Raw genomic sequence first — 22,248 nt, forward strand, 5'->3', positions numbered from 1 at the left:
GAGAATGACAACCGCGAGCGTTTCCGAGGTGCCTGTGCCCGCCCCTAACCTGACCCGTGACCAAGCCAAACAGCGTGCCGAGCTGCTCGAGGTCGAGTCCTACGACATCGCCCTCGATCTCACGGACGGTAACGGCGGCCCGGGCGAGAGAAGCTTCGACTCGAAGACAACCATCCGGTTCGCCGCCACGAAGCCAGGCGCGAGCACGTTCGTCGACATTGTCGCCGGCTCCGTCCGCTCCGCGACGCTGAACGGCACGGCGCTGGACGTCTCCGGCTACACCGAGGAGAACGGCGTCGAACTGCCGGACCTCGCCGCGACCAACGAGCTGGTCGTCGAGGCCGACTGCCGCTACATGAACACCGGCGAGGGCCTGCACCGTTTCGTCGACCCGGTCGACGACGCCGTGTACCTGTACACGCAGTTCGAGACGGCCGACGCGAAGCGCATGTTCGCCTGTTTCGACCAGCCCGACCTCAAGGCCACCTACCGGCTGACGGTCACCGCGCCGAGCGACTGGAAGGTCGTGTCCAACGCGCCGATGGAGAGCACGGAGAAGACCGCCGAGGGCGCCACCCGCACGGTCTTCGCCACTTCCGAGCGCATCTCGACGTACCTGGTCGCGTTGATCGCCGGCCCGTACGCGGAGTGGCACGACCAGTACACCGACGAGCACGGCACGATCCCGCTGGGCATCTACTGCCGCGCGTCGCTGGCCGAGCACATGGACGCCGAGCGGCTGTTCACCGAGACCAAGCAGGGTTTCGGCTTCTACCACAAGGCGTTCGCCACGCCGTACCCGTTCCGCAAGTACGACCAGCTGTTCGTGCCGGAGTTCAACGCGGGCGCGATGGAGAACGCGGGCGCGGTGACGTTCCTGGAGGACTACGTCTTCCGCAGCCGCGTCACCCGCTACGCCTACGAGCGGCGCGCCGAGACGCTGCTGCACGAGATGGCGCACATGTGGTTCGGCGACCTGGTCACCATGCGCTGGTGGGACGACCTGTGGCTGAACGAGTCGTTCGCGACGTTCGCGAGCGTGCTGGCGCAGGCCGAGGCGACCGAGTACGAGCACGCCTGGACGAGCTTCGCGAACATCGAGAAGTCGTGGGCCTACCGGCAGGACCAGCTGCCCTCGACGCACCCGATCGCGGCCGACATCGTGGACCTGCAGGCCGTGGAGGTGAACTTCGACGGCATCACCTACGCCAAGGGCGCCAGCGTGCTGAAGCAGCTGGTGGCCTACGTCGGGCTGGACCACTTCCTGGCCGGGCTGCGGGTGTACTTCGGCAAGCACGCGTGGGGCAACGCGACGCTGGCCGACCTGCTCAGCGCCTTGGAGGAGGCCTCGGGCCGCGACCTGTCCGGGTGGAGCGCGCAGTGGCTGGAGACGACCGGCCTGAACTCGCTGCGGCCGAAGTTCGAGACCGACGCCGAAGGCCGGTTCACGTCGTTCGCGGTGCTGCAGACCGGGGCGAAGCCGGGTGCCGGTGAGCTGCGCACGCACCGCATCGCGGTCGGCGTCTACGACGACGAGGACGGCAAGCTGGTCCGCAAGCAGCGGGTGGAGCTGGACGTCGAGGGCGAGCGCACCGAGGTGCCGGACCTGGTCGGTCAGCCGGCGGGCAAGCTGGTGCTGGTCAACGACGACGACCTGACCTACTGCACGATGCGCCTGGACGCCGGTTCGCTGACCACGCTGGTCGACCGGATCGCCGACATCACCGAGCCGCTGCCGCGGACCCTGTGCTGGTCGGCCGTGTGGGAGATGACCCGCGAGGCCGAGCTGAAGGCCAGGGACTTCCTGCAGATCGTGCTGCACGGGATCCACGCGGAGACCGAGGTCGGTGTCGTGCAGCGGCTGCTGCTGCAGGCGCAGACGGCGCTGAACTCGTACGCGCAGCCGTCCTGGGCGGCGGCCGAGGGGTGGCCGCAGTTCACCCGGAAGCTGCTGGAGCTGGCCCGTGCCGCCGAGCCGGGTTCGGACCACCAGCTGGCGTTCGTCAACTCGCTGGCAGGCTCGGTCCTGGACGACGCGACGGTCGACGTGCTGGCGGGCTGGCTCGACGGGTCGAACCCGCTGGAGGGCCTGGTCGTCGACGCGGACCTGCGCTGGCGCCTGCTGAACGCGCTGGTGGCGCACGGCCGGGCGGCGGACGAGGAGATCGACGCGGAACTGGCCCGCGACGACACCGCGACGGGCCGCCGCCACGCCGAGTACGCCCGTGCCCTGCGTCCGACCCCGGAGGCCAAGGCGGAGGCGTGGCAGCGCGCGGTCTACGACGACGACCTCCCGAACGCGATGAGCAACGCCATCATCGGCGGCTTCTCCCACCCCGGGCAGAAGGACCTGCTGACGGGCTACGTGAACACCTACTTCGCCGCCATCGACGAGGTCTGGTCCCGCCGATCGAGCGAACGCGCCCAGCCCACGGTCGTCGGCCTGTTCCCCGCCTGGGCGGTCGAACACGCCACGGTGCAGGCCGCGGACGAGTGGCTGGCCGGCGACCACCCGGCTGCCCTCCGGCGGCTGGTTTCGGAAGGCCGGGCCGGCATCGTGCGCGCACTGGCAGCACGGGAATTCGACGAGGCCTGATCAACAAAGCAAAGGGCGCCGGGCACAAGCAGCTCGGCGCCCTTTTTGCTTTCAACAAACGCAAGCCGGCAACGCAACAGCACCGACTACCCCAACCAGACCTCCCCCGCCCCCGATCCACAGCCGATCTTTAGTCGCCGACCAGGCGTGTCAAGGCACGCTTTCCCGCCTTGACACGCCTGCTCGGCGACTGAAACACAATCAGGCATCGGGGGCGGGGGGTGGTCGGAAGGTGACCATTTGAGCGCCGTGAGGCGCTTCCCGCCCGCAGGGCGGACTCTTCGCCGCGCGAAGGCGCGGGTTTAAAGATCAAAAGAGTCCTCGCCGGACGGGCAGGCTCCGGGATGACCAGGGGTTGGGTGCCTCGTCTCGCCTTGGTGAGGTGGTCGCTGGGTGGTCATCCCGTCGCCTTCCGGTTTGTGCATATCACCTTGAGCCAGGGCCGCAAGGTTGGCATGTTCGGCTGCCGGTTGGCGGCCTGGGTTGCGGCCCTGGCTCAAGGTGATCGTCCGGTGTCAGGCGACGGGATGACCACCCAGCTACCTTGGGTTCAAAGATCAAAAAGAAGAAGGGCTGCCGCTTGCGCGACCGCCCTTCTTCTTTTTGCCCTTTAGTGCTTGGGGGCGGAGCCGGCCTGGTCGGCCAGCATGCGCAGCCCCGAGGTGAGGCCGCCGATGAGGTCGCCCTCCTTGAAGGACGCCACCATGCTCATCACGGCGAGCTTGGCGCCGCGGTCGGGGAGGCGGCGGATCGCGTCGGAGCCCGTCACGATCTCCACCACACGCTCGCCGGGCGAGACGGCGATCAGCACGGCGTTCGCGGAGCTCGGTTCGATCCTCGCGTGCAGCTCTTCGGCGCGGGCGCGGCTCTCGGAGCCCAGCTCGCCCAGGTACACGCTGAAGTCGAGCCCGGTCTCCCGGCTCGCGAGCGTCAGCGCCTCGTCCAGACGGGCCAACTGGACGGTGCTGAATGGGCTGGATGGAGCAGCGGGCTCGTACATCCGGGCCACCGAGCGGCGACCGGTCGCGGTAATCGCGACCCCGACCTCCAGCTCCTCGTCCGATCCTGGCTGTCGGGTCAGCTCACCAGCTGCCACGGGCTCCTCCTGCCGCCGTCACGCGCGCGTTCCCGCTCGCGTCCCTGTTCTCCACCGGTTCGCCGGAGTGCGTGTCGTGCACGGTCCCGATACCTTCCGGGTTGCCGCTCCACCACATCGGCGGGTACTCCCAGGCCTGGCCGGGCCGGTAGCGCGGCGTGCCGGTCAGCTTCGACCGCAGGGTGAGCACGCTGATCACCCCGTAGATCGCGGCCGGGATCAGCGCGAAGATCAGGATCGTCTCTCCGATGTTCACGCCAGAAGAGTAGCCCGACGAACCCGAGCCCGCCGAAGCCGGTCACGACCGCTCGTCGCGTGGGGGCCGCCGTCCGCCGAGCGTCGCGACCGCGTTGGGGCGATGGGCTGAAGAGCGGTCGGACGAAAGGTTGCAACTCAACGTACAGCCGGCCGCACCGGGCGCGATTGCCTTGTCCGGTGGCCCAGTTCCTCGTAGCTTTTTCACCTGTACGGGCCTTGCGCCCCGCTCCCCTTCCCAATGAGTAACGCACAGGTCCCTGGAGGACAGATCATGTACCTGCTCCGTACCCTCGCTCAGACCAACGACGACCACGCTCCGTCACTGATCGACGCATCCAACGGCTGCACCACGCGGGGCACGCGTGTGACGCGCGGCACACGGGTGACGGCCGGTACCCGGGTCACCCGCGGTACCCGGGTCACCAGGGGCACCCGCGTGACGATGGGCACCCGCGTGACCCGTGGCACGCGAGTCACTCGCGGCACCCGCGTCACGATGGGCACCCGGGTCACCCGAGGCACGCGAGTCACCGCCGCCTGAGACGCCGTCCCTCCCCCGAACTGAACCGAACCACCACCGAGACGAAGACGTCGGAACGCCCCGGCTCACCACCACAGCCGGGGCACCGGTGTGTCCCCTGTCAGGCCGCCACGCCGAGGTAGGGCTTCCACAGCGGATCCGCGTCCCCGGAGTGCACCAGCAGCCGCCAGTGCGGGCCCCGCGGCGCCGTCGGCACCACGCGCAGCTGCCAGCCCAGGTCCTCCAGCAGCCGGTCTGCCTTGCGGTGGTTGCACTTCGCGCAACACGCCACGCAGTTCTGCCAGCTGTGCGGCCCACCCTTGCTGCGCGGCAGCACGTGGTCGATCGTTTCGGCCCGACCGCCGCAGTACGCGCACTTGTAGCGGTCCCGGTGCATCAGCCCGGCCCGCGTCAGCGGCACCTGCGCCCGGTAGGGCACCCGCACGTACGTGGACAACCGGATCACCGACGGCACGGGCAGCGACAACGTCGCGGCGTGCAACGTCAGGCCCCCCGGATCGCCGTGCACGACCTCCGCCTTCCCGCACATCACCAGCACCACGGCCCGTCGCAGCGGGAGCGCGGTCAGTGGTTCGAACGTGGCGTTGAGGAGCAGCACGCGACGCCTGCCCATCGAGAACGCGCCCGGCGTGGCAGGGGCGTTCAGACCGGCCGGATCCCGCCCTCTACGCTGACCCGAGGGTCGGCTCACGCGGCCGCCTCGCGGGGGTGGCCCACTGGGCTGAGGTCCGCCTCCCGGCGGCCCCTGACCCTGGTGAGCGCCCTGATCCTGAACAGAACACAGGGCTACCTCCGGCGCCTGCCCGCCCACCGCTTGGTCGGGGGCGCCGAGGGGGATCGGTTGTCGGTCTGGCACTCGACCACCTCCACCGGTGCAGCCATAGTCGACCACAGATCACACCCGATGCGCACCTGTGTTAGAAGACGTGTCCTGTGAAATTCGTTCGACGTCTGCGTGACGCCGGTCGAAAACGGCCAGAAAGGGATCCCCGAGCCCCGTGACGCCGCTGCTCAACGAAGCACCCGAGTGCATCAACCAGCCCGGTACCTGGTGCTACCAAGTGTTCCAGATCACGCACAACGAATGGCTGGCGGCCTCCGCCAACTGGCTGATCGCCAAGCCGCTGCGGATCATCCTGATCCTGCTCGTCGCGTTGATCATCCGGTTCCTGCTGCACAAGCTGATCGACCGGGTCACCACCATGCCGCGCAGCAACGGCGGCAAACTGCCCACGATCCTGCGACCCCTGCGCGAGCGCGCCCCCGACATCCTCGGTCCGGTCGTGGCCGAGCGGCGCCGCCAGCGGGCCAAGACGATCGGCTCGGTGCTGAAGTCGCTGACCTCGTTCGTGGTGCTCGGGCTCGCCGCGATCTACATCCTCGGTGAGCTGGGCATCAACCTCGGACCGCTGCTCGCCTCCGCCGGTGTGGTCGGAATCGCACTCGCGTTCGGCGCCCAGAACCTCGTCAAGGACTTCCTGTCCGGCATGTTCATGATGCTGGAGGACCAGTACGGCGTCGGCGACGTCGTGGACATCGGCCCCGCCACCGGCACCGTCGAGTCGGTCGGCCTGCGCATCACCACGATCCGCGACGTCAAGGGCACCGTCTGGTACGTCCGCAACGGCGAGGTGACCCGGGTCGGCAACTCCAGCCAGGGCTACGCGATCGCCCTGGTCGACGTGCCGCTGAGCTACAACGCCGACGTCGAACGCGCCACGGCCGTGCTGACGGAGGCCGCCCATGCCGCGGCCGCGACCGAGCCGCTGTCGGTCGACCTGCTGGAGGAGCCCGAGGTGCTCGGCGTGGAAAAGGTCACACCGGAGAGCATCGAACTGCGCCTGACCGTGAAGGTGCGGCCGGGCCGCCAGTGGGCCGTGCAGCGGCAGCTGCGCGCGGCGTGCCTCACGGCACTGGAGGAAGCGGGCTTCCTGTCCACGGCGACCACGGCATGATGGAAGGGTGACCGGTATGAGCGACCCCCAGTCCTTCTACGAGGCCGTCGGCGGGGAACCCACGTTCCGCAAGATCGTCGCGCGGTTCTACGCCGAGGTGGCGAAGGACGAGGTGCTGCGGCCGATGTACCCCGAGGAGGACCTCGGGCCGGCCGAGGACCGGCTGCGGCTGTTCCTGATGCAGTACTGGGGCGGCCCGCACACCTACTCCGACCAGCGCGGACACCCTCGCCTGCGGATGCGGCACGCGCCGTTCAAGATCGGCCCGATCGAACGTGACGCGTGGCTGCGCGCGATGCGGATCGCGGTCGACGAGGCGGGGCTGCCGGAGCCGCTGGAGACGCAGCTGTGGAACTACCTGGAGATGGCCGCCCAGAGCATGATGAACAGCTGGGTCTGAGCCCCGTGCCCGCGGTCGGGCACGGGGCCGTCGGGCGTCAGCCCAGCTTGGCCAGCGCCTCCGCGAGCGGCTCCAGCACGTCCGGGGTGTGCGGCGGCGGCAGGTAGACGATCGCCAGGTCGAGGCCCTGTTCGCCGAGCGCGGCAGCCTCGTCGGCGACCTTGGCGTAGTCGAGATCGGCTCCCAGCCGCACGTGGCTGGACAGCATGATCTCCTTCGGGTCGCGGCCGATGTCCGCGCAGTGCTGGTGCAGCACGTCCCGCTTGCGGGCGAACTCCTCCGGCGTGCCGCCGACGAAGTTCCAGTGCTGCGCGAAGCGGGCGGCGGTGCGCAGGGTGCGCTTCTCGCCGCTGCCGCCGATCACGATCGGCGGGTGCGGGCGCTGGACCGGCTTCGGCTCGTTGCGGGCGTCGGTGAGCTGGTAGTACTCACCCTGGAAGGTCGTCGTCTCCTGGGTGAGCAGGCCGACCAGCACCTCGCAGGCCTCCTCGAACCGGTCGCTGCGCTGCTTGACCGTGCCGAGTTCCATGCCGTAGGCGCCGGACTCCTCCTCGTTCCAGCCCGCACCGATGCCGATTTCCAGCCGCCCGTTCGACACGATGTCGAGCGTGGCGGCCATGTTCGCCAGCAGCGCGGGGTGCCGGTAGTGGATGCCGCTGACGAGTGTGCCGAGGCGCAGCCGCTTGGTGGCCTGCGCGAGCGCGGTCAGCGTGACCCAGCCCTCCATGCACGGGCCGGTCGGGTCGGAGAAGATCGGGTAGAAGTGGTCGAAGGTCCAGCCCGACTCGAACAGCTCGATGTCGTCGGCGGCCTGCCACACGGCGAGCATGTCGGCCCACTCGGTGTCCTGCGGTGAGGTTTTGAATGCGAAGCGCATGGCCGCGACCCTAGCGACCTGGAGCTGCTCCAGCGCAAGTCAGAACAGCAGGGGCAGCAGCGCGTGCCGCCGCCGGACCACCGCGCCGTACCTGGCGTCCAGGCGCATCCACGAGTTCGTGGCTGTCACCCGGATGATGTCGTCCGGGATGGACGAATCGAAGAACCCCATCCCGGACAGGGCGAACAGGCACCGCATCTGGACCTTGACCTCGACATCGCCCTCGCTGACCGTCAGGACCGCCTGATCCATCAGCGACGCCGGCGGATTGCCGTGCGGGCCGGCGTTCTCGCGGGCCAGTGCGACACCGCGGTCGGTGAGCTCGCTGATCACCTTCGTCGGCAGCTCGTCGATCAGCTGCCAGTGCCCGGTGGCCGGCAGTTCGCTGTGCCACAGCAGGTCCCGCGGCGGGCCGGGGTCCATGCGCTCGCCGCCGGCGACCGTGAGGGCGGCCAGCAGCTCGTTGCCGGACACCGTCACGTCGCCCGGCTCGACCTCGCCGTGCACGGCCCGGGTGGCGAGGCAGTCGAACGGCGTGGACACCCACGCCTCGACGATCCCGCCCCCGCGGTTACGCAACCGCACCGCGGCCTGGCCGTCCAGCCGCACCGCCCTGGCCACGAAGGCCCCGAGCGTCTCGCGGTCGCCCCGGTCCGGGATGCGCAGCTCGGTCACGCGCCCGCCTCCGTCAGCCTGGTCTGCAGGAACGCCCGCTCCTCCGCGGTGAGGCGGCGCGGACGGTTGGTGGTGACGTCGTAGGGCGCCAGTACGGTCTCAGCGGTGACCGCGACGGGCGACTCCGCGTCCGGACCGTCGTGCACCCGGTAGGCCAGGGTGAGCGACGCGAACTTGAGGTCCTGCAACGAGATCTCCACCCGGATCTCCTGCCCGTCGACCACGACCGGGGCGCGGTAGTGCACGGCCAGCTTCACGACGACCATGCCCTTCGCGAACTCCGCGAGCCCGGCGCGGCCCGCTTCGTCGAACAACAACGGAACGCGTGCCTCTTCGAGCAACGTCACCATGTTCGCGTGGTTGACGTGCCCGAACACGTCCATGTCCGACCAGCGGGGCCGCACCTTCGCTACGTACACCCCGATATTCCTACCTCACCGTGCTCCGCAGCTGGCGCGCGGCGACCGACAACGTCGCCAGGTCGAGCCGGCCCGACTGGTTGATCTCGTCCAGCGCGACGCGGGTCCGCGCCAGGCGGGAGGCGTTCGTCTTCTCCCACTGGGCGATCTTCTCGTCGGTGTCGTCCTCGGGATCGCTGTGCCGCAACGCGTCCAGCGTGATCGCCCGCAACGACGAGTACACGTCGTCCCGCAGCGACAGCCGCGCCAGCGCGTGCCAGCGGTTGCCCCGCTCGAGCGCGCTGATCGAGGTGAGCAGCCGGTCGACGTCCAGGTGCGCGGACAGCGCGTAGTACAGCTGCGACGCCTCCTCCGGGCTGCGCTCCGCGTCCACCCCGGCCTCGCGCACCGCCAGCTCGGCCACCTCGACGACGTCGAGCAGGCCGTAGGCGTCGAGCAGGCCCGCGATCCGCAGCGCCAGCTCACGCGGCACGCCGGCTTCGGCGTACCGGTCGGCCTGCTCGCGCACCGCCTCGGCCTCGCGGCCGCGCAGCAGGGTGTCGACCTTCGGCGCCAGCTCGGCGACGACCGGCCCGAAGCGCGAGATCTCCGCCCCCACGGCCAGCGGCTGCGGCCGGTTGGCGAGGAACCAGCGCGCGGCGCGGTCCAGCAGCCGCCGCGACTCCAGCATCATCTCGTCCTGGACCTCGGTGGGCACCGCGTTGTCGAGGGCGTTGATGTCGTCCCACAGGGCGTTGAGGTTGAACACGCGCGTGACGATCGTGTACGCGCGCACCGCGTCGGTCGCGGTCGCGTTCATCTCCTCCGCCAGGCGGTAGGCGTAGGACACGCCCGCGCCGTCGACGACCTCGTTGACCAGCAGCGTCGTGATGATCTGGCGGCGCAGCGGGTGCTCACCGATGCGGTCGGCGAACCGCTCGCGCAGCGGCTCCGGGAAGTACTCCGGCAGCCGACGGGCGAACACCTCCGCGTCCGGCAGGTCGCTGGCCAGCAGCTCGTCCTTCAGCTCCAGCTTCACGTGCGCGAGCAGCGTCGCCAGCTCCGGCGAGGTGAGGCCGTCACCCGCCTTCTCCAGCGCCTGGAACTGCTGCTTGCTCGGCAGCGCCTCCAGCTTGCGGTCCAGCGCCCCGGCCTTCTCCAGGTTCGCGACCAGCCGGGCGTGCACAGGCAGCATCTGCGGCGCGTGCGCCCGGCTCACGCCGAGGACCGCGTTCTGGTGGTAGTTGTCCGCCAGCACCAGGCGGCCGACCTCGTCGGTCATCTGGTGCAGCAGCTCGTTGCGCTGCTCGCGGTCCAGTGCGCCGCTGCTGACCAGGTGGTCGAGCAGGATCTTGATGTTGACCTCGTGGTCGGAGCAGTCCACGCCCGCGGAGTTGTCCAGCGCATCGGTGTTGATCTTGCCGCCGGAGCGGGCGAACTCGATGCGGCCGCGCTGGGTCAGGCCCAGGTTGCCGCCCTCGCCGACGACCTTCACCCGCAGCTGGTTGCCGTTGACGCGGACCGCGTCGTTGGCCTTGTCCCCGGCGTCGGCGTGGCTTTCGGTCTCGGCCTTGACGTAGGTGCCGATGCCGCCGTTCCACAGCAGGTCCACCGGCGCCAGCAGGATCGCGCGGATCAGGTCGGCCGGGGCGAGCTGCGTGACGTCGTCGGCGAGGCCGAGCGCCTGCCGCACCTGCGGCGAGACCGGGATCGTCTTGGCGCTGCGGGAGAAGACGCCGCCGCCCTCGCTGATCAGCGAGCGGTCGTAGTCCTCCCACGACGAACGGGGCAGCTCGAACAGGCGCTTGCGCTCGCGGAACGACGCCGCCGCGTCCGGGTTCGGGTCGAGGAAGACGTGCAGGTGGTTGAACGCCGCCACCAGCCGGATGTGCTCGGACAGCAGCATGCCGTTGCCGAACACGTCGCCCGCCATGTCGCCGATGCCGACGACCGTGAAGTCCTGGCTCTGGGTGTCCACGCCCAGCTCGCGGAAGTGGCGCTTGACGCTCTCCCACGCGCCGCGCGCGGTGATGCCCATGGCCTTGTGGTCGTAGCCGACCGAGCCGCCGGAGGCGAAGGCGTCGCCCAGCCAGAAGCCGTAGGACGCGGACACCTCGTTGGCGATGTCGGAGAAGGTCGCGGTGCCCTTGTCCGCCGCCACGACGAGGTAGTTGTCGTCGCCGTCGTAGCGCACGACGTCCTTCGCCGGGACCGTGCGGCCCTCGACGAGGTTGTCGGTGAGGTCGAGCAGGCCCGAGATGAACATGCGGTAGCAGGCGATGCCCTCGGCCAGGTGCGCGTCGCGGTCCACGCCCGGGTCGCCGGTCGGGGCAGGCGGGCGCTTGACGACGAACCCGCCCTTCGCGCCGACCGGCACGATGACGGCGTTCTTCACCGCCTGCGCCTTGACCAGGCCCAGGATCTCGGTGCGGAAGTCCTCCCGGCGGTCGGACCAGCGCAGGCCACCGCGCGCGACCGAGCCGAAGCGCAGGTGCACACCCTCGACGCGCGGCGAGTACACGAAGATCTCGAACCGGGGCCGCGGCTCCGGCAGGTCCGGCACGCTCTTCGGGTCGAGCTTGAGCGCCAGGTACGGGCGGGGGCGGCCGTCGGCGTCGGTGACCCGGTAGTTGGTGCGCAGCGTGGCGCAGATGACCGACAGCAGGCGCCGCAGGATGCGGTCCTCGTCCAGGCTGGTGACGGCGTCGATCATCGCCGAGATCTCGCCGATCAGCGCCTCGGTCTGCTCGTCGGCATCCGGGTTCGTGGCGAGGTCGAAGCGGTGCTCGAACAGCTTCACCAGCGCCTTGGCGATGTCGGTGTGCGCGAGGACGGCGCGCTGGATGTACTCCTGCGAGTACGGCGTGCCTGCCTGGCGCAGGTAGCGCGAGTAGGCGCGCAGCACCGCGGCCTGGCGCCAGCTCAGCCCGGCGCGCAACACGAGGGCGTTGAAGTCGTCGACCTCGCAGTCGCCCCGCCAGGCCGCGGCGAACGCGTCCTGGAAACGTTCGCGCAGGTCAACCTCGGCGTCGCCGAGGTCGGTGAGGCCGATGCGCAGGCCGAAGTCGTAGACCCAGGAGCGGGTGCCGTCCCAGCGGCGCAGCTCGTAGGGCCGCTCGTCGACGACCTCCAGGCCCATCCGCTGCAGCACCGGCAGCACGGCCGACAGCGTGACGCCCTCGCCGAGCAGGTAGAGCTTGAACCGCCGCTCCCCCGGCTCCGCGCCGTCCGGCGTGTAGAACGACATCGCCAGGTCGTCGGGGCCGGTCAGGCCTTCCAGCTTGCGCAGGTCGGCGAGCGCCTCGACGGCGGTGAAGTCCTCCTTGTACGCCTCCGGGAAGATGCCCGAGTAGCGCTGGCCCAGCTCACCTGCCGACTCCTCGCCGAGGGTGGCGGTGGTGCGGGCGACCTCGCCCGCCCGCTCGCGCCGTTCGGCCAGGATCGCCTCGACCATCAGGTCGTCCCAGTTGCGCACCGCGGCGTTGAGCCGTTCCTGGATGCGCAGCACGTCCGGCTCGACGCGCGTGGCCGGGTCGGTGTGGACGGTGAAGTGCACCTGGGCGAGCGCGGTCTCGCCGACGCGCGTGCCGTACTCGAGGTGGGTGCCCTCCAGTTCGGCGAGCAGCACCTCCTGCATCGCCAGGCGGGACCGGGTCGTGTAGCGGTCGCGCGGCAGGAACACCAGGCACGAGTAGAAGCGGCCGAAGGTGTCGCGGCGCAGGAACAGCCGCAGACGGCGCCGGTCGGACAGCGTGATCGCGCCGATGGCGGTCGAGTAGAGCGAGTCCAGGTCGGCGGAGAACAGGTCGGCGCGCGGCCAGTTCTGCAGGACCTCCAGCATGCGCTGGCCGGAGTAGGACTCCATGGGGAAGCCGGCGCGGTGGATGACCTCGCACACCTTGCGCGAGACGACCGGGACGTCGAGGACGTCCTCGTGCAGCGCGGAGGTGGTGAACATGCCGAGGAACCGGTGCTCACCGGTGACGTTGCCGCGCTCGTCGAACGTCTTGACGCCCACGTAGTACGGGTAGACCGGACGGTTCACAGTGGACGGTGCGCTGGCCTGCGTGAGGACGAGCAGGTGCGGGGCGAGCGCGGTGGCGGCCGAGTCGGGGCCCGCGGTGAGGCTGCGCGCGGCGAGGCTGTCCTGGCGGAGCACGCCGAGCCCGGACGCGAGGACGGCCCGCAGGGCGGGTTCGTCGGTGCCCGGGTCGGGGTCCTCGACCAGTTCGTAGCGGCGGTAGCCGAGGAACATGAAATGGCCGTCGGCGAGCCAGCGCAGGAGGTTCGCGCCCTCGGCGACCTCGTCGGCGGGCAGGGGCGGCGGGGTGGCGTCGAGCTCGGCCGCGAGGCTTTCCGCGGCCTGGATCATCTTGTCGGTGTCCTCGACGACCTCGCGGACGTCGCCCAGCACGGAGGCGAGGTGGGTGTCCAGCTCGCGGGCGCGGTTGAGGTCGGTGATGAGGTCGATCTCGACGTACATCCAGGATTCGACCATCGCGCCCTCGGGCGGGTTGGCGACGTCAGCGGCCGGGTGGACCTTGACGAGTTCGCCGGTGATGTCCCGCGTGACGGCGACGATCGGGTGCACGAGGCGCTGGACCTGGACGCCGTCGCGGGCGAGCTTGGCGGTGATCGAGTCGACCAGGTAGGGCATGTCGTCGGTGACGATCTGGACCACGGTGGCGTCGCGGGTCCAGCCGTCCTCGGCGGTGGTCGGGTTCAGCAGCCGGACGGCGGGCCGCCCCGGCATGCGGTTGCGGGCGAACTCCTGGTGGGACCGGACGGCGCCGACGAGGTCCACGGGGTCGTCGCCGAGGATCTCGTCGGCCGGGATGTGGCGGTAGTAGAGGCGGATGAGGTCGGCGATGTCGGGAGCGTGCCGGGCCGCGGCTTCGATCAGCTCGTCCCGGATCTGCTCCGGGCTGGCGGGTCGTAGGCGGTCGGTTCCGGTCGCGGTTCCGGGGCGGACGGACACTCTCGTCGAGCTCATCTCAGGCAACTCTCCACCGAGTCTGATCGCGCGCGTGACGCTGAACGAACACCACCATAACCAGCTCGTAAAACCTGCTGACGCCCGACCGTCGGATTGTTGAATCGATGCACAATCGAGGCAGATCGGAGCGGGGGTTCGGAGGTGTTCATAGTGCCTCCGCGCCCGGGGTCCGAGCGGCCCGGCGGTGCCGCGGGCCGCTTCTGTTCATCCCCGCGACTGCCCCGGCTGCCGACGCGGCAAACCGCCGAGGATGCACCGCCGCCTGATGCCCGGCCCCACGGGGTGGCAAGGCGCCAAGCCGCCGCGAGATGCACCGCCGCCCGGTGCCCGGGGCCGCCAGCCGCTACACCAGCCGCATAGTTGCCGGCCGCTGCACCAGCCGCGAACGCCAACCCTCCAAACGCCTAGCCACTGCACCAGCCACCAGCACCAGCCGCCCGGGCTGCCAGCCGCCGACGTCTCACCGCGCCAACTCCTTGCTCCGCTCCACCAGTCCCAGGAACCCCCGCCGCGGGCCCACGCCGCAGACCGCCGCGAATTCCACCGCGGCCGCGGACTGCGGCGAATTCCCCCTTCGGCACTCCCCGGCCCACCAGCCACCGGAGCTCGCCAACGCGCGATCGCCCCACCGCCAACCCTCACCCCGGCTGCGCCCCCGAGGGGCACCAGCGCAGCAACGCCCCACCGCCAACCCCTCACCATCGGCCCGGCCGCCAACCCCTCACGCCGGCTGCGCCCCCGGACCGGGCACCACCGCAGCAACGCCCCACCGCCAACCGCTCACCATCGGCCCCGCCGCCAACCCCTCACCCCGGCTACGCCCCCGAGGGGCACCAGCGCAGCAACGCCCCACCGCCGACTCCTCACCCCGGGAGGGGTCGCCAGCGCGGCAGCGCCAGGCCAAGCCTGCCGCGCCCGGCGTCGACAGACCGGCCGGTGCTCAGCGGTCGCCGCGGTGGCGGCCGTTTCCGGGCTCGCTGCCGTTGCGTCCGTGGCCGTTGACGGGCCGCGGCTCGGAGGACGATTGGTTGCCGAGTCGCTTCACGAGCGCCGCCGCGCTCGCGGTGCCCGCCTGGTGTTCGGCGAGCGCGCGGGCCAGCAGGTCCGCGAGCCCGGCGTCCTCCGGCAGGTCGTCGTCCGGCACGCCGGTCAGCTCAGTGCGGAACGGCTCGCCGAGCCCGTCGTCCTGGAGCACCGGCGCGTTCGTGAACGGGGTCTCCGAGGTGCTGTTGCTGGGCGCCGGTTCGCTGTCCGTGTCGGCGGAGTCGTCCCACGGCGCCAGCGACGGTGGCAGCCGCAAGCGCGGCAACCAGTTGTCGATGACCGGCATGCTCGGCGCGGGCTCGTTCTCACTGCGAGCGTCGGGTTCGGCCCGCCCAGTCTGCGGGATGTCCGCCCGGTTGACCGGCTCCGCATCCGCACTCAACCACGACTCGCTCGACGAATCGCTGCCCTCCCGGGCGGCGATCTCCCGAGCCGCATCCTCACGCCCGGAGAACTCGCGGCCCGCGTCGGAGCCGCTAAGGGGCGCGCTCTCGTCCACTCGCCCAGCGGAATCCCGGGCCGCATCCTCACGCCGGGAGAACTCGCGGCGCGCGTCCGAGCCGCTGAGCGTTGTGCTCTCGCCCGCCCGCACGGCGGAATCCCGGGCCGCATCGTCATGGCCGGAGAACTCGCGGGGCGTGCCCGAGTCACCGCTGAGGGGCGTGCTCTCGTCCGCTCGCCGGGCGGAGTTCCGATCCGAATCCGCGCGCGAGTTGGCGGATTCACTGCGGACGTCCTCGCCCACACCGAACTCCTCGCGCGCGGCGGATTCCCGGCTCGGGCCGTCCTCGGCGCGGCGGCGTCCACCCGACTCGGGCTCCCCTGCCCCGGGCGCGCGGCGGCGCCCGCCACCCGCACCGGTGCTGACCCCCAGCCGGTCCAGCACGCTCCGCGCCGCGACCGACCCGTGCTCCGAATCGTGCCGCGTCTTCCGCGACGCCCGCGTGTCAGCGCGCTCCGATCGGGAAAGCGCCACGATGTCGGACGAGACTTCGCCGGGCGAGACGTCCGCCGGTTGCCCGTCCGAGTTCTCCTCGGCCCGCCGCCGCCCTCCGGCTTTCCGCCGCTCGGGATCCGACTGCATGCCGGACGCGACCGTCTCAGGCCGCCGGTACCGCACCACGTCGCCAGAAGCCGGTTCGGACCGCGCCACCGCCGCGACCTCGTCAGCCCGCCCCGTCGAGGAATCGGTCCGCTCAGTGTGGGATGCCGTCGCCACTTCGTCAGCGAGCACCGCCTCACGCGCCCCGAACCGGGACGCTTCCTCGCCAGCCCGGCTCCGCGCGGACTCACGCCGGTCCAGCCGCGAGACGCTCTCGCCAGCCCGGTCCCGCACCGACTCACGCTGCTCAAGCCGCGCCACCGCCGCGCTCTCGTCCGCCTTCGCTCGCGCGGACTCACGCTCGGACCGTGCCACCTCGTCCGCCCGCGCGCGCCCGGACTCACGCTCGGACGCTCGCGAGGGCCGCTCCGGCTCCTCGAACCGCGACCCGGTCCCGATCTCGTCCCACCGCGAAACCCCTGCCGCATCCTCGGCGCGGGAAGCCTTCGCGACGTCCGCCAGCCGCTTGTCGGCTGGCTCGGGCGCAAGCGACCAGCTCGGCCGCTCGCTGTTGTTCCGGCCCTGTTCCGCCGCCGCGCGCGGACGCGGAGCGTCCGCGTGCGCGGTCGTCACCTCGGCGCTGGGCTCACGGGTGGCCGGAACCTTCGGCTCGGGCACCGACAACGGCGCAACCGCAACGGAAGCGCTCGCCGTCTCGCCCGCCGGCACCGACCCCAGCACGCGGTCCAGGTCGACCTCGTGCCCGCCACCGCCGAACTCACCGGCGAGCAGTCCCACCGCCTGACGGCGGGCCCGCGCGTGGATGTGCTCGGCCGCCCGCGCCAGCTGCAGGCACTCGATGGCTTCGGCGTAGCGGCCGAGCCGCTCCTCCACGTGTGCCAGCTCGGTCCACAGGCGCGCGGTCAACGCGTGCAACTCGTGCCGTTCGGTGGCGTGCACGGCATCCCGCAGCATGCGCGCGGCCGCCTCCACGCTGCCGGAGGGCAGCAGGACCCGCGTCGCGATCGCCATCCGGAGCCAACCCGCCGGCGCGACGGACGCGGCTCGCGCCGGTTCGTCGAGCACCGACTGCGCGAGCTCCAGCGCGTTCTTGCCGTCCCCGCGGTCGAGCAGCGAGCACACGAGCTGGAGCACCAGCCGGATCCGCACGACACCACCGTCGTGCTGCGCGTCCTCCAGCTGCTCGAGGAAGCCGAGCCCGGTGCGCGCCGCGTCGGCCGCGCCGATGACGTCGCCGTGACGCCGCCGGTGCGCCGACACCGCGACCCGGAGCAGCGACCGCGCGAGCAGCCGCCCATCTCCGTCGAGGTCGTCGTCCGCGCCGCACAACCGGTCGGCCTCGGCGAGGGTCTTGTCGAGCTCCAGCTTGCGCCCGAACTGCGCCAAGCACGCCACCAGCTGGCTGAGCACCGCCGCCTTCCGCGCGCCGCCGAAGCCGGACGAGTCCAGCACCGGCCGCAGCGCGGCGAGCCCGGTGAGCGGCGCGCCGACGCTACGGGCGCACACGGCGAGGTCGGTGCGCAGCTGCGCCGCGAGCGTTGTCTGCCCCGTGTCCTCCGCGGCACGCAGAGCAGCCACGGCACGCCCCACCGTGGGCGCGCGCAGACCGAGACGAACCCGCGCGGACACCGCGAGCCCTTCACCACGCACCCACAGCTCCTCGGCACCCGCGGCCTCGGCCAGGGCCGCCGCCCGCTCCCCGAGTACGAGCGCCAGCTCGGGCGCGCGCAGCTCGAAGTCGGCGGCCTGGCCGAGCATGCGCTCGACCGCGGCGATCTCCGCGCTCCGGCCACCGTCCTGCGGACGCGAACCGGATCGGCTGTGCTGGGTGGCTACCAAGGGGACTCCGCTTCCGTGTCGGCTCGAGCGTGCTAGCACGGGGCTTCCCCGCTCAGTCGCGAGTCAGCTTGCGGTGTGTCACCCGGTGCGGCCGGGCCGCGTCCGGTCCGAGCCGCTCCACCTTGTTCTTCTCGTAGCCCTCGAAGTTGCCCTCGAACCAGAACCACTTGGCCGGGTTCTCGTCGGTGCCCTCCCACGCGAGGATGTGCGTCGCCACGCGGTCCAGGAACCACCGGTCGTGCGAGATGACCACGGCGCAACCGGGGAACTGCTCGAGCGCGTTCTCCAGCGAGCCCAGCGTCTCGACGTCCAGGTCGTTGGTCGGCTCGTCCAGCAGGATCAGGTTGCCGCCCTGCTTGAGGGTCAGCGCCAGGTTCAGCCGGTTGCGCTCACCACCGGAGAGCACGCCCGACGGCTTCTGCTGGTCCGGGCCCTTGAACCCGAACGCGCTCACGTACGCGCGCGACGGCATTTCGGTCTGCCCGACGTTGATGTAGTCGAGCCCGTCGGACACCACCTCCCACACCGTCTTCTTCGGGTCGATCCCGGCCCGGTTCTGGTCTACATAGGACAGTTTGACCGTCTCACCGATCTTGACCTCGCCGTCGTCCGGCTTCTCCAGCCCGACGATGGTCTTGAACAGCGTCGTCTTACCGACACCGTTCGGGCCGATCACACCGACGATGCCGTTGCGCGGCAGCGTGAACGACAGGTCGTCGATCAGGACGCGGTCCTCGAAGCCCTTCTTCAGGTGCGAGACCTCGACGACCACGCTGCCCAGCCGGGGCCCCGGCGGGATCTGGATCTCCTCGAAGTCCAGCTTGCGGGTGCGCTCGGCCTCCGCGGCCATCTCCTCGTAGCGGTCGAGGCGGGCCCGCGACTTGGTCTGGCGCGCCTTGGCGTTGGACCGCACCCAGTCCAGCTCGTTCTTCAGGCGCTTCGCGAGCTTGGCGTCCTTCTTGCCCTGGACCTCGAGGCGTTCCCGCTTCTTCTCCAGGTACGTGGAGTAGTTGCCCTCGTAGCCGACGACGCGGCCGCGGTCGAGCTCCATGATCCACTGGGCGACGTTGTCCAGGAAGTACCGGTCGTGGGTGACCGCGAGGACAGCGCCGGGGTAGCTGGCCAGGAACTGCTCCAGCCACAGCACGCTCTCCGCGTCCAGGTGGTTGGTGGGCTCGTCGAGCAGCAGCAGGTCGGGCTTCGACAGCAGCAGCTTGCACAGCGCGACCCGGCGGCGCTCACCACCGGAGAGGTGGGTGACCGGCTCGTCCGGCGGCGGGCAGCGCAGCGCGTCCATCGCCTGCTCGAGCTGGGAGTCCAGCTCCCACGCGTCGGCGTGGTCGAGTTCCTCCTGGAGCCGGCCCATCTCCTCCATCAGCTCGTCGCTGTAGTCGGTGGCCAGCTGCTCGGCGATCTCGTTGAAGCGGTCGAGCTTCACCTTGATCTCGCCGAGGCCCTCCTCGACGTTGCCGCGGACGGTCTTGTCCTCGTTGAGCGGCGGCTCCTGCTGCAGGATCCCGACGCTCGCGCCCGGCTGGAGGAAGGCCTCACCGTTGCTCGGCTGATCGAGCCCCGCCATGATCTTCAGCACGGTGGACTTGCCGGCACCGTTCGGACCCACGACGCCGATCTTGGCGCCCGGGTAGAACGCGGTGCTGACATCGTCGAGGATGACCTTGTCCCCGACGGTCTTGCGCACCTTTTTCATGGTGTAGATGAACTCGGCCATGCCCACGATCGTAGAGCCGTGTCACGCGCGACCGAACGCCGGTCACCATCCCGCGACGGACAGTCAACCCCCCGTCACCGTGGAGAACGCTCCGCTCGTCACGGGCCCTGCCCTCCTCGCGGCCCGGCGAGTGCCGGCGCGGGCGCCTCGACGGGCCCGTCCTGCAGGGTTTCGACGGCGGGCCCGGCAGCCTCCCACAACGGGATCTGGGACGGGACATCGGGTTCGGGCCGCGAGCCCCGCCTCAGCGAGACGCCGCACTGGGCGAGGTTCGGCCCGAGCGCGAAAGCCTCGAGTTCAAGTTGAGCACGAGACCCGCCGGTGTCCGGATCACCGGTGTGCAGCCGCCCGTTGACCACGACCGGATCGCCTCGGCGCAGCCCGTCCGCGGCCGATACCGCCATCCCGCGACGGCACACCACCCGCGCCGAGAAGCGCCTGCCCGGCACCCACTCCTGTCTGTTCCGATCGAACCGGCGCTCGTCGCTGCGCACCCAGAAGATCGCCAGCTCGTGCCGGTCCTGCCCGACCCGCTTGACCGTGATGTCGCTGGTCACCGTGCCCACCAGGGTCACCATCGTCTCCCCGATCGCCATCGCCGCTCTCCTTCTCACTCGTCGTCACCGGCTTGAGACCAAGAGTGCACCGGAAACGAGCGATTGGGAGCGCGAAAGCGAAAACGGCCGAAATCTGTGGATGGTTTCGGGCCGTGTGGACAACTCGCCGGGTTGATCGGTCGTGCCCCCGGAATTGTCGGTGGGCTGTGCTACGGGCGCGGCTTGCCCTGGTCCGCCATCTGCTTGAGCATCGCGTTGTAGGCCGCCAGTTCCTGGTCGCCGCTGGCCTCCTCGCGGCGGTCCTTCCGCTTCGCCTCACGCGCGTCGGCCCGCGACCACTGCACAAGCAACGCGATCAGCACCAGCAGAACCGGGACCTCGCCGGACGCCCACGCGATGCCGCCGCCGAGGCGCTGATCCGCGAGCAGGTCGGACACCCACGGCAGGTGCAGCGCCCGGTAGAAGTTGTCGCCGATGATCGTCTGCTTCGACATCAGGATCACGCCGAAGAAGGCGTGGAACGGCATCGCGGCGAACATCATCCCGAGCCGGCCGAGGTGCGGCAGGCGCCGCGGAGCCTGGTCGACCCCGATCACCGGCCAGTAGAAGACGTAACCGGCGAGGAGGAAATGGGCATTCATCAGAAGGTGTGCCCAGTGGTAGTTCAGCGCCGCGTCGAACAAGCCGGAGAAGTACAGCGCGTAGAACGAACCGACGAACAAGGCCAGCGCGACGATCGGATGGGTGAGCACGCGGGACACCGGTGAATGCACCGCCGCCAGCAGCCACTCGCGCGGTCCCGGCGGGGCGTCCCGGCCCGCCACCGGCAGCGCCCGCAGCGCCAGCGTCACCGGACCGCCCAGCACGAACAGCACCGGCGCGATCATCGACAGGAGCATGTGGCTGCCCATGTGCACGCTGAACATCGCGGGCGAGTAGCGCCCGATGCCGGACGACGTGGCGATCAGCAGCACGAAACACCCGGTCAGCCACGCCACCGTGCGTCCCACCGGCCATTCGATCCCCTTGCGCCGCAACCGCCGCAGGCCTGCCAGGTAGAGCGCGGCCAGCACGATCGCAGCCGTGCCGTAGACGAGGTCGAAGCGCCAGTCGAACAGCAGCCGCAGCACGGTCGGCGCGCCGGGCAGGTCGTAGCCGATGAGCAGTTCCGTCGTCGACGGCTGGACCGCCTCCTGCGGCGGCGGGGTGCGGCCGAGCGCGGTGGCGATGCCGATCGTGACGAACATGATCAGGACCTCGACCGCGGCCAGCCGCAGCAGCTGCCCGCCGCCCTGTCCGTCCACCACCGCGCGCACCCCGCGGGTCCGCTGCTGCTGGCCGAACACGCCGAGCACCAGCAACGCGACGACCTTCGCCACGACGAGCAGCCCGTACTCGGTGGTCAGCAGGTCGGACAGCGGCAGCCGGACCAGCGCGTTGACCACGCCGGACACGGCCATCACGATCCAGCAGACCAGCGCGAGCCGGGAGAAGCGCCGCGCCGCGAGCGACAGGTGCTCCCCGCGCCGCCATCCGAGGGCGAGCAGCGCGACCAGGCCGCCGACCCACAGCGACGCGGCGATCAGGTGGTAGAGCAGGCTGTTGGTGGCGAGGTCGTGCGAACCGCCGCTGGCCGAGTGGCCGGTCACGGCGACCGGGACGAGCCCGGCGACGGACAGCCCGAACAGCGCCGCGGTCCAGCCCCACGACAGCGCCAGGCGGCAGCCGAGCACCAGCACGAGCGCGATGCCCGCCGTCCACAGCCAGGCCTTGGGCTGCTCGATCGCGTCCACCAGGTCCAGCAGGACCTGCGGCGAGAACAGCTCGGTGACCGGCTTGCCCGCCGCGTCCGCCGCGGTGAACAGGACCGAGGCGAGCGCGGCGAAGAACCACACCCACGCGGCGATCCCGGCGGTGCGCAGCGCCGCGTACCCGTCGCGCGCCAGCACGCCGGACTTCTGCGGCGGCACCAGGAAGGTCGCGAGCAGCAGGGACCCGACGCACACGACGGAGGCCGCGTCGGCGAGCACGCGGACCACGCCGACGCCGTACTGCGTCACGAGGCCCGGCTCGGGCAGGCCGGCGATCTGGTAGGTGGCCCCGCCGGACAGCGCGAGCAGCGCGACGGCCACCACCGCCGCCAGCAACCCGCACACCAGGAGCAGCGGGAGGACGCTCACCCGGCGCCGGGACGCGGTCTCGGTAACTTCGGAGGGCACACGTC

General features: G+C 70.9%; 14 protein-coding genes. 3 read left to right on the top strand and 11 right to left on the bottom strand.

The window, feature by feature from the left end:
• The first annotated feature begins 34 nt into the window (after positions 1 to 34).
• On the top strand, positions 35 to 2,596 hold the full coding sequence (gene pepN, locus AMYTH_RS0119535) for an aminopeptidase N (RefSeq protein WP_027931738.1): 2,562 nt from the start codon (positions 35 to 37) through the stop codon (positions 2,594 to 2,596).
• 610 nt (positions 2,597 to 3,206) lie between these two features.
• Here pepN and AMYTH_RS0119540 read toward each other — a convergent pair.
• The 3 genes from AMYTH_RS0119540 to AMYTH_RS0119555 all read right to left on the bottom strand — a co-directional run bounded on the left by AMYTH_RS0119540 (position 3,207) and on the right by AMYTH_RS0119555 (position 5,089).
• The gene (locus tag AMYTH_RS0119540) at positions 3,207 to 3,692 is read right to left on the bottom strand and encodes a DUF5130 family protein (RefSeq protein ID WP_017987645.1); all 486 of its coding nucleotides are present in this window, start codon (positions 3,690 to 3,692) and stop codon (positions 3,207 to 3,209) included.
• Positions 3,679 to 3,948 carry an aa3-type cytochrome oxidase subunit CtaJ gene (gene ctaJ / locus AMYTH_RS0119545; protein ID WP_017987644.1) on the bottom strand — a complete coding sequence of 90 codons (270 nt, stop codon included), beginning with the start codon at positions 3,946 to 3,948 and terminating at the stop codon, positions 3,679 to 3,681. The genes AMYTH_RS0119540 and ctaJ overlap by 14 nt, the downstream gene beginning before the upstream one ends.
• Before the next feature lie 643 nt (positions 3,949 to 4,591).
• A complete protein-coding gene (locus AMYTH_RS0119555; RefSeq protein ID WP_017987643.1) occupies positions 4,592 to 5,089 on the bottom strand; it encodes an HNH endonuclease in 498 nt (165 codons plus the stop codon).
• Positions 5,090 to 5,489: 400 nt separating this feature from the next.
• On the opposite strand from AMYTH_RS0119555, the gene AMYTH_RS0119560 reads away from it, so the two are divergent.
• A complete protein-coding gene (locus AMYTH_RS0119560; protein WP_027931740.1) occupies positions 5,490 to 6,446 on the top strand; it encodes a mechanosensitive ion channel family protein in 957 nt (318 codons plus the stop codon).
• A 16-nt stretch (positions 6,447 to 6,462) separates the two neighbouring features.
• Positions 6,463 to 6,846, top strand: coding sequence for a globin (locus AMYTH_RS0119565; RefSeq protein ID WP_020418215.1), 384 nt, complete (start codon positions 6,463 to 6,465; stop codon positions 6,844 to 6,846).
• A 37-nt stretch (positions 6,847 to 6,883) separates the two neighbouring features.
• Here the strand turns inward: AMYTH_RS0119565 and AMYTH_RS0119570 are convergent, their stop codons facing one another.
• The 8 genes from AMYTH_RS0119570 to AMYTH_RS0119605 all read right to left on the bottom strand — a co-directional run bounded on the left by AMYTH_RS0119570 (position 6,884) and on the right by AMYTH_RS0119605 (position 22,243).
• Positions 6,884 to 7,723 carry a TIGR03560 family F420-dependent LLM class oxidoreductase gene (locus tag AMYTH_RS0119570; protein WP_027931741.1) on the bottom strand — a complete coding sequence of 280 codons (840 nt, stop codon included), beginning with the start codon at positions 7,721 to 7,723 and terminating at the stop codon, positions 6,884 to 6,886.
• Positions 7,724 to 7,762: 39 nt separating this feature from the next.
• Positions 7,763 to 8,398, bottom strand: coding sequence for a hypothetical protein (locus AMYTH_RS0119575; RefSeq protein WP_027931742.1), 636 nt, complete (start codon positions 8,396 to 8,398; stop codon positions 7,763 to 7,765).
• The gene (locus tag AMYTH_RS0119580) at positions 8,395 to 8,817 is read right to left on the bottom strand and encodes an acyl-CoA thioesterase (protein ID WP_017987638.1); all 423 of its coding nucleotides are present in this window, start codon (positions 8,815 to 8,817) and stop codon (positions 8,395 to 8,397) included. Before AMYTH_RS0119580 ends, AMYTH_RS0119575 begins: the two co-directional genes overlap by 4 nt.
• A 10-nt stretch (positions 8,818 to 8,827) precedes the next feature.
• Positions 8,828 to 13,789: an NAD-glutamate dehydrogenase gene (locus tag AMYTH_RS0119585; protein WP_027931743.1), complete on the bottom strand. Its 4,962-nt coding sequence runs from the start codon at positions 13,787 to 13,789 to the stop codon at positions 8,828 to 8,830.
• Positions 13,790 to 14,732: 943 nt separating this feature from the next.
• Entirely contained in the window at positions 14,733 to 17,657 is a 2,925-nt protein-coding gene (locus tag AMYTH_RS0119590) for a hypothetical protein (protein WP_051363084.1), read from the bottom strand.
• A 133-nt stretch (positions 17,658 to 17,790) separates the two neighbouring features.
• On the bottom strand, positions 17,791 to 19,467 hold the full coding sequence (ettA, locus tag AMYTH_RS0119595; protein WP_017987635.1) for an energy-dependent translational throttle protein EttA: 1,677 nt from the start codon (positions 19,465 to 19,467) through the stop codon (positions 17,791 to 17,793).
• A 98-nt stretch (positions 19,468 to 19,565) separates the two neighbouring features.
• A complete protein-coding gene (locus tag AMYTH_RS0119600) occupies positions 19,566 to 20,063 on the bottom strand; it encodes a single-stranded DNA-binding protein (protein ID WP_027931745.1) in 498 nt (165 codons plus the stop codon).
• 170 nt (positions 20,064 to 20,233) lie between these two features.
• A complete protein-coding gene (locus AMYTH_RS0119605) occupies positions 20,234 to 22,243 on the bottom strand; it encodes a cytochrome c oxidase assembly protein (RefSeq protein ID WP_027931746.1) in 2,010 nt (669 codons plus the stop codon).
• Positions 22,244 to 22,248 lie beyond the last annotated feature (5 nt).

Source organism: Amycolatopsis thermoflava N1165 (genome assembly GCF_000473265.1).
Lineage (GTDB): Bacteria > Actinomycetota > Actinomycetes > Mycobacteriales > Pseudonocardiaceae > Amycolatopsis_E > Amycolatopsis_E thermoflava.

Bases quoted from the DNA above. Each gene is read 5' to 3' on its own strand.
- AMYTH_RS0119565 (WP_020418215.1), top strand. From the start codon at position 6,463: ATGAGCGACCCCCAGTCCTTCTACGAGGCCGTCGGCGGGGAACCCACG.
- AMYTH_RS0119570 (WP_027931741.1), bottom strand. From the start codon at position 7,723: ATGCGCTTCGCATTCAAAACCTCACCGCAGGACACCGAGTGGGCCGAC.
- AMYTH_RS0119585 (WP_027931743.1), bottom strand. From the start codon at position 13,789: ATGAGCTCGACGAGAGTGTCCGTCCGCCCCGGAACCGCGACCGGAACC.
- AMYTH_RS0119590 (WP_051363084.1), bottom strand. From the start codon at position 17,657: ATGCTCGGCCAGGCCGCCGACTTCGAGCTGCGCGCGCCCGAGCTGGCG.
- ettA (WP_017987635.1), bottom strand. From the start codon at position 19,467: ATGGCCGAGTTCATCTACACCATGAAAAAGGTGCGCAAGACCGTCGGG.
- AMYTH_RS0119600 (WP_027931745.1), bottom strand. From the start codon at position 20,063: ATGGCGATCGGGGAGACGATGGTGACCCTGGTGGGCACGGTGACCAGC.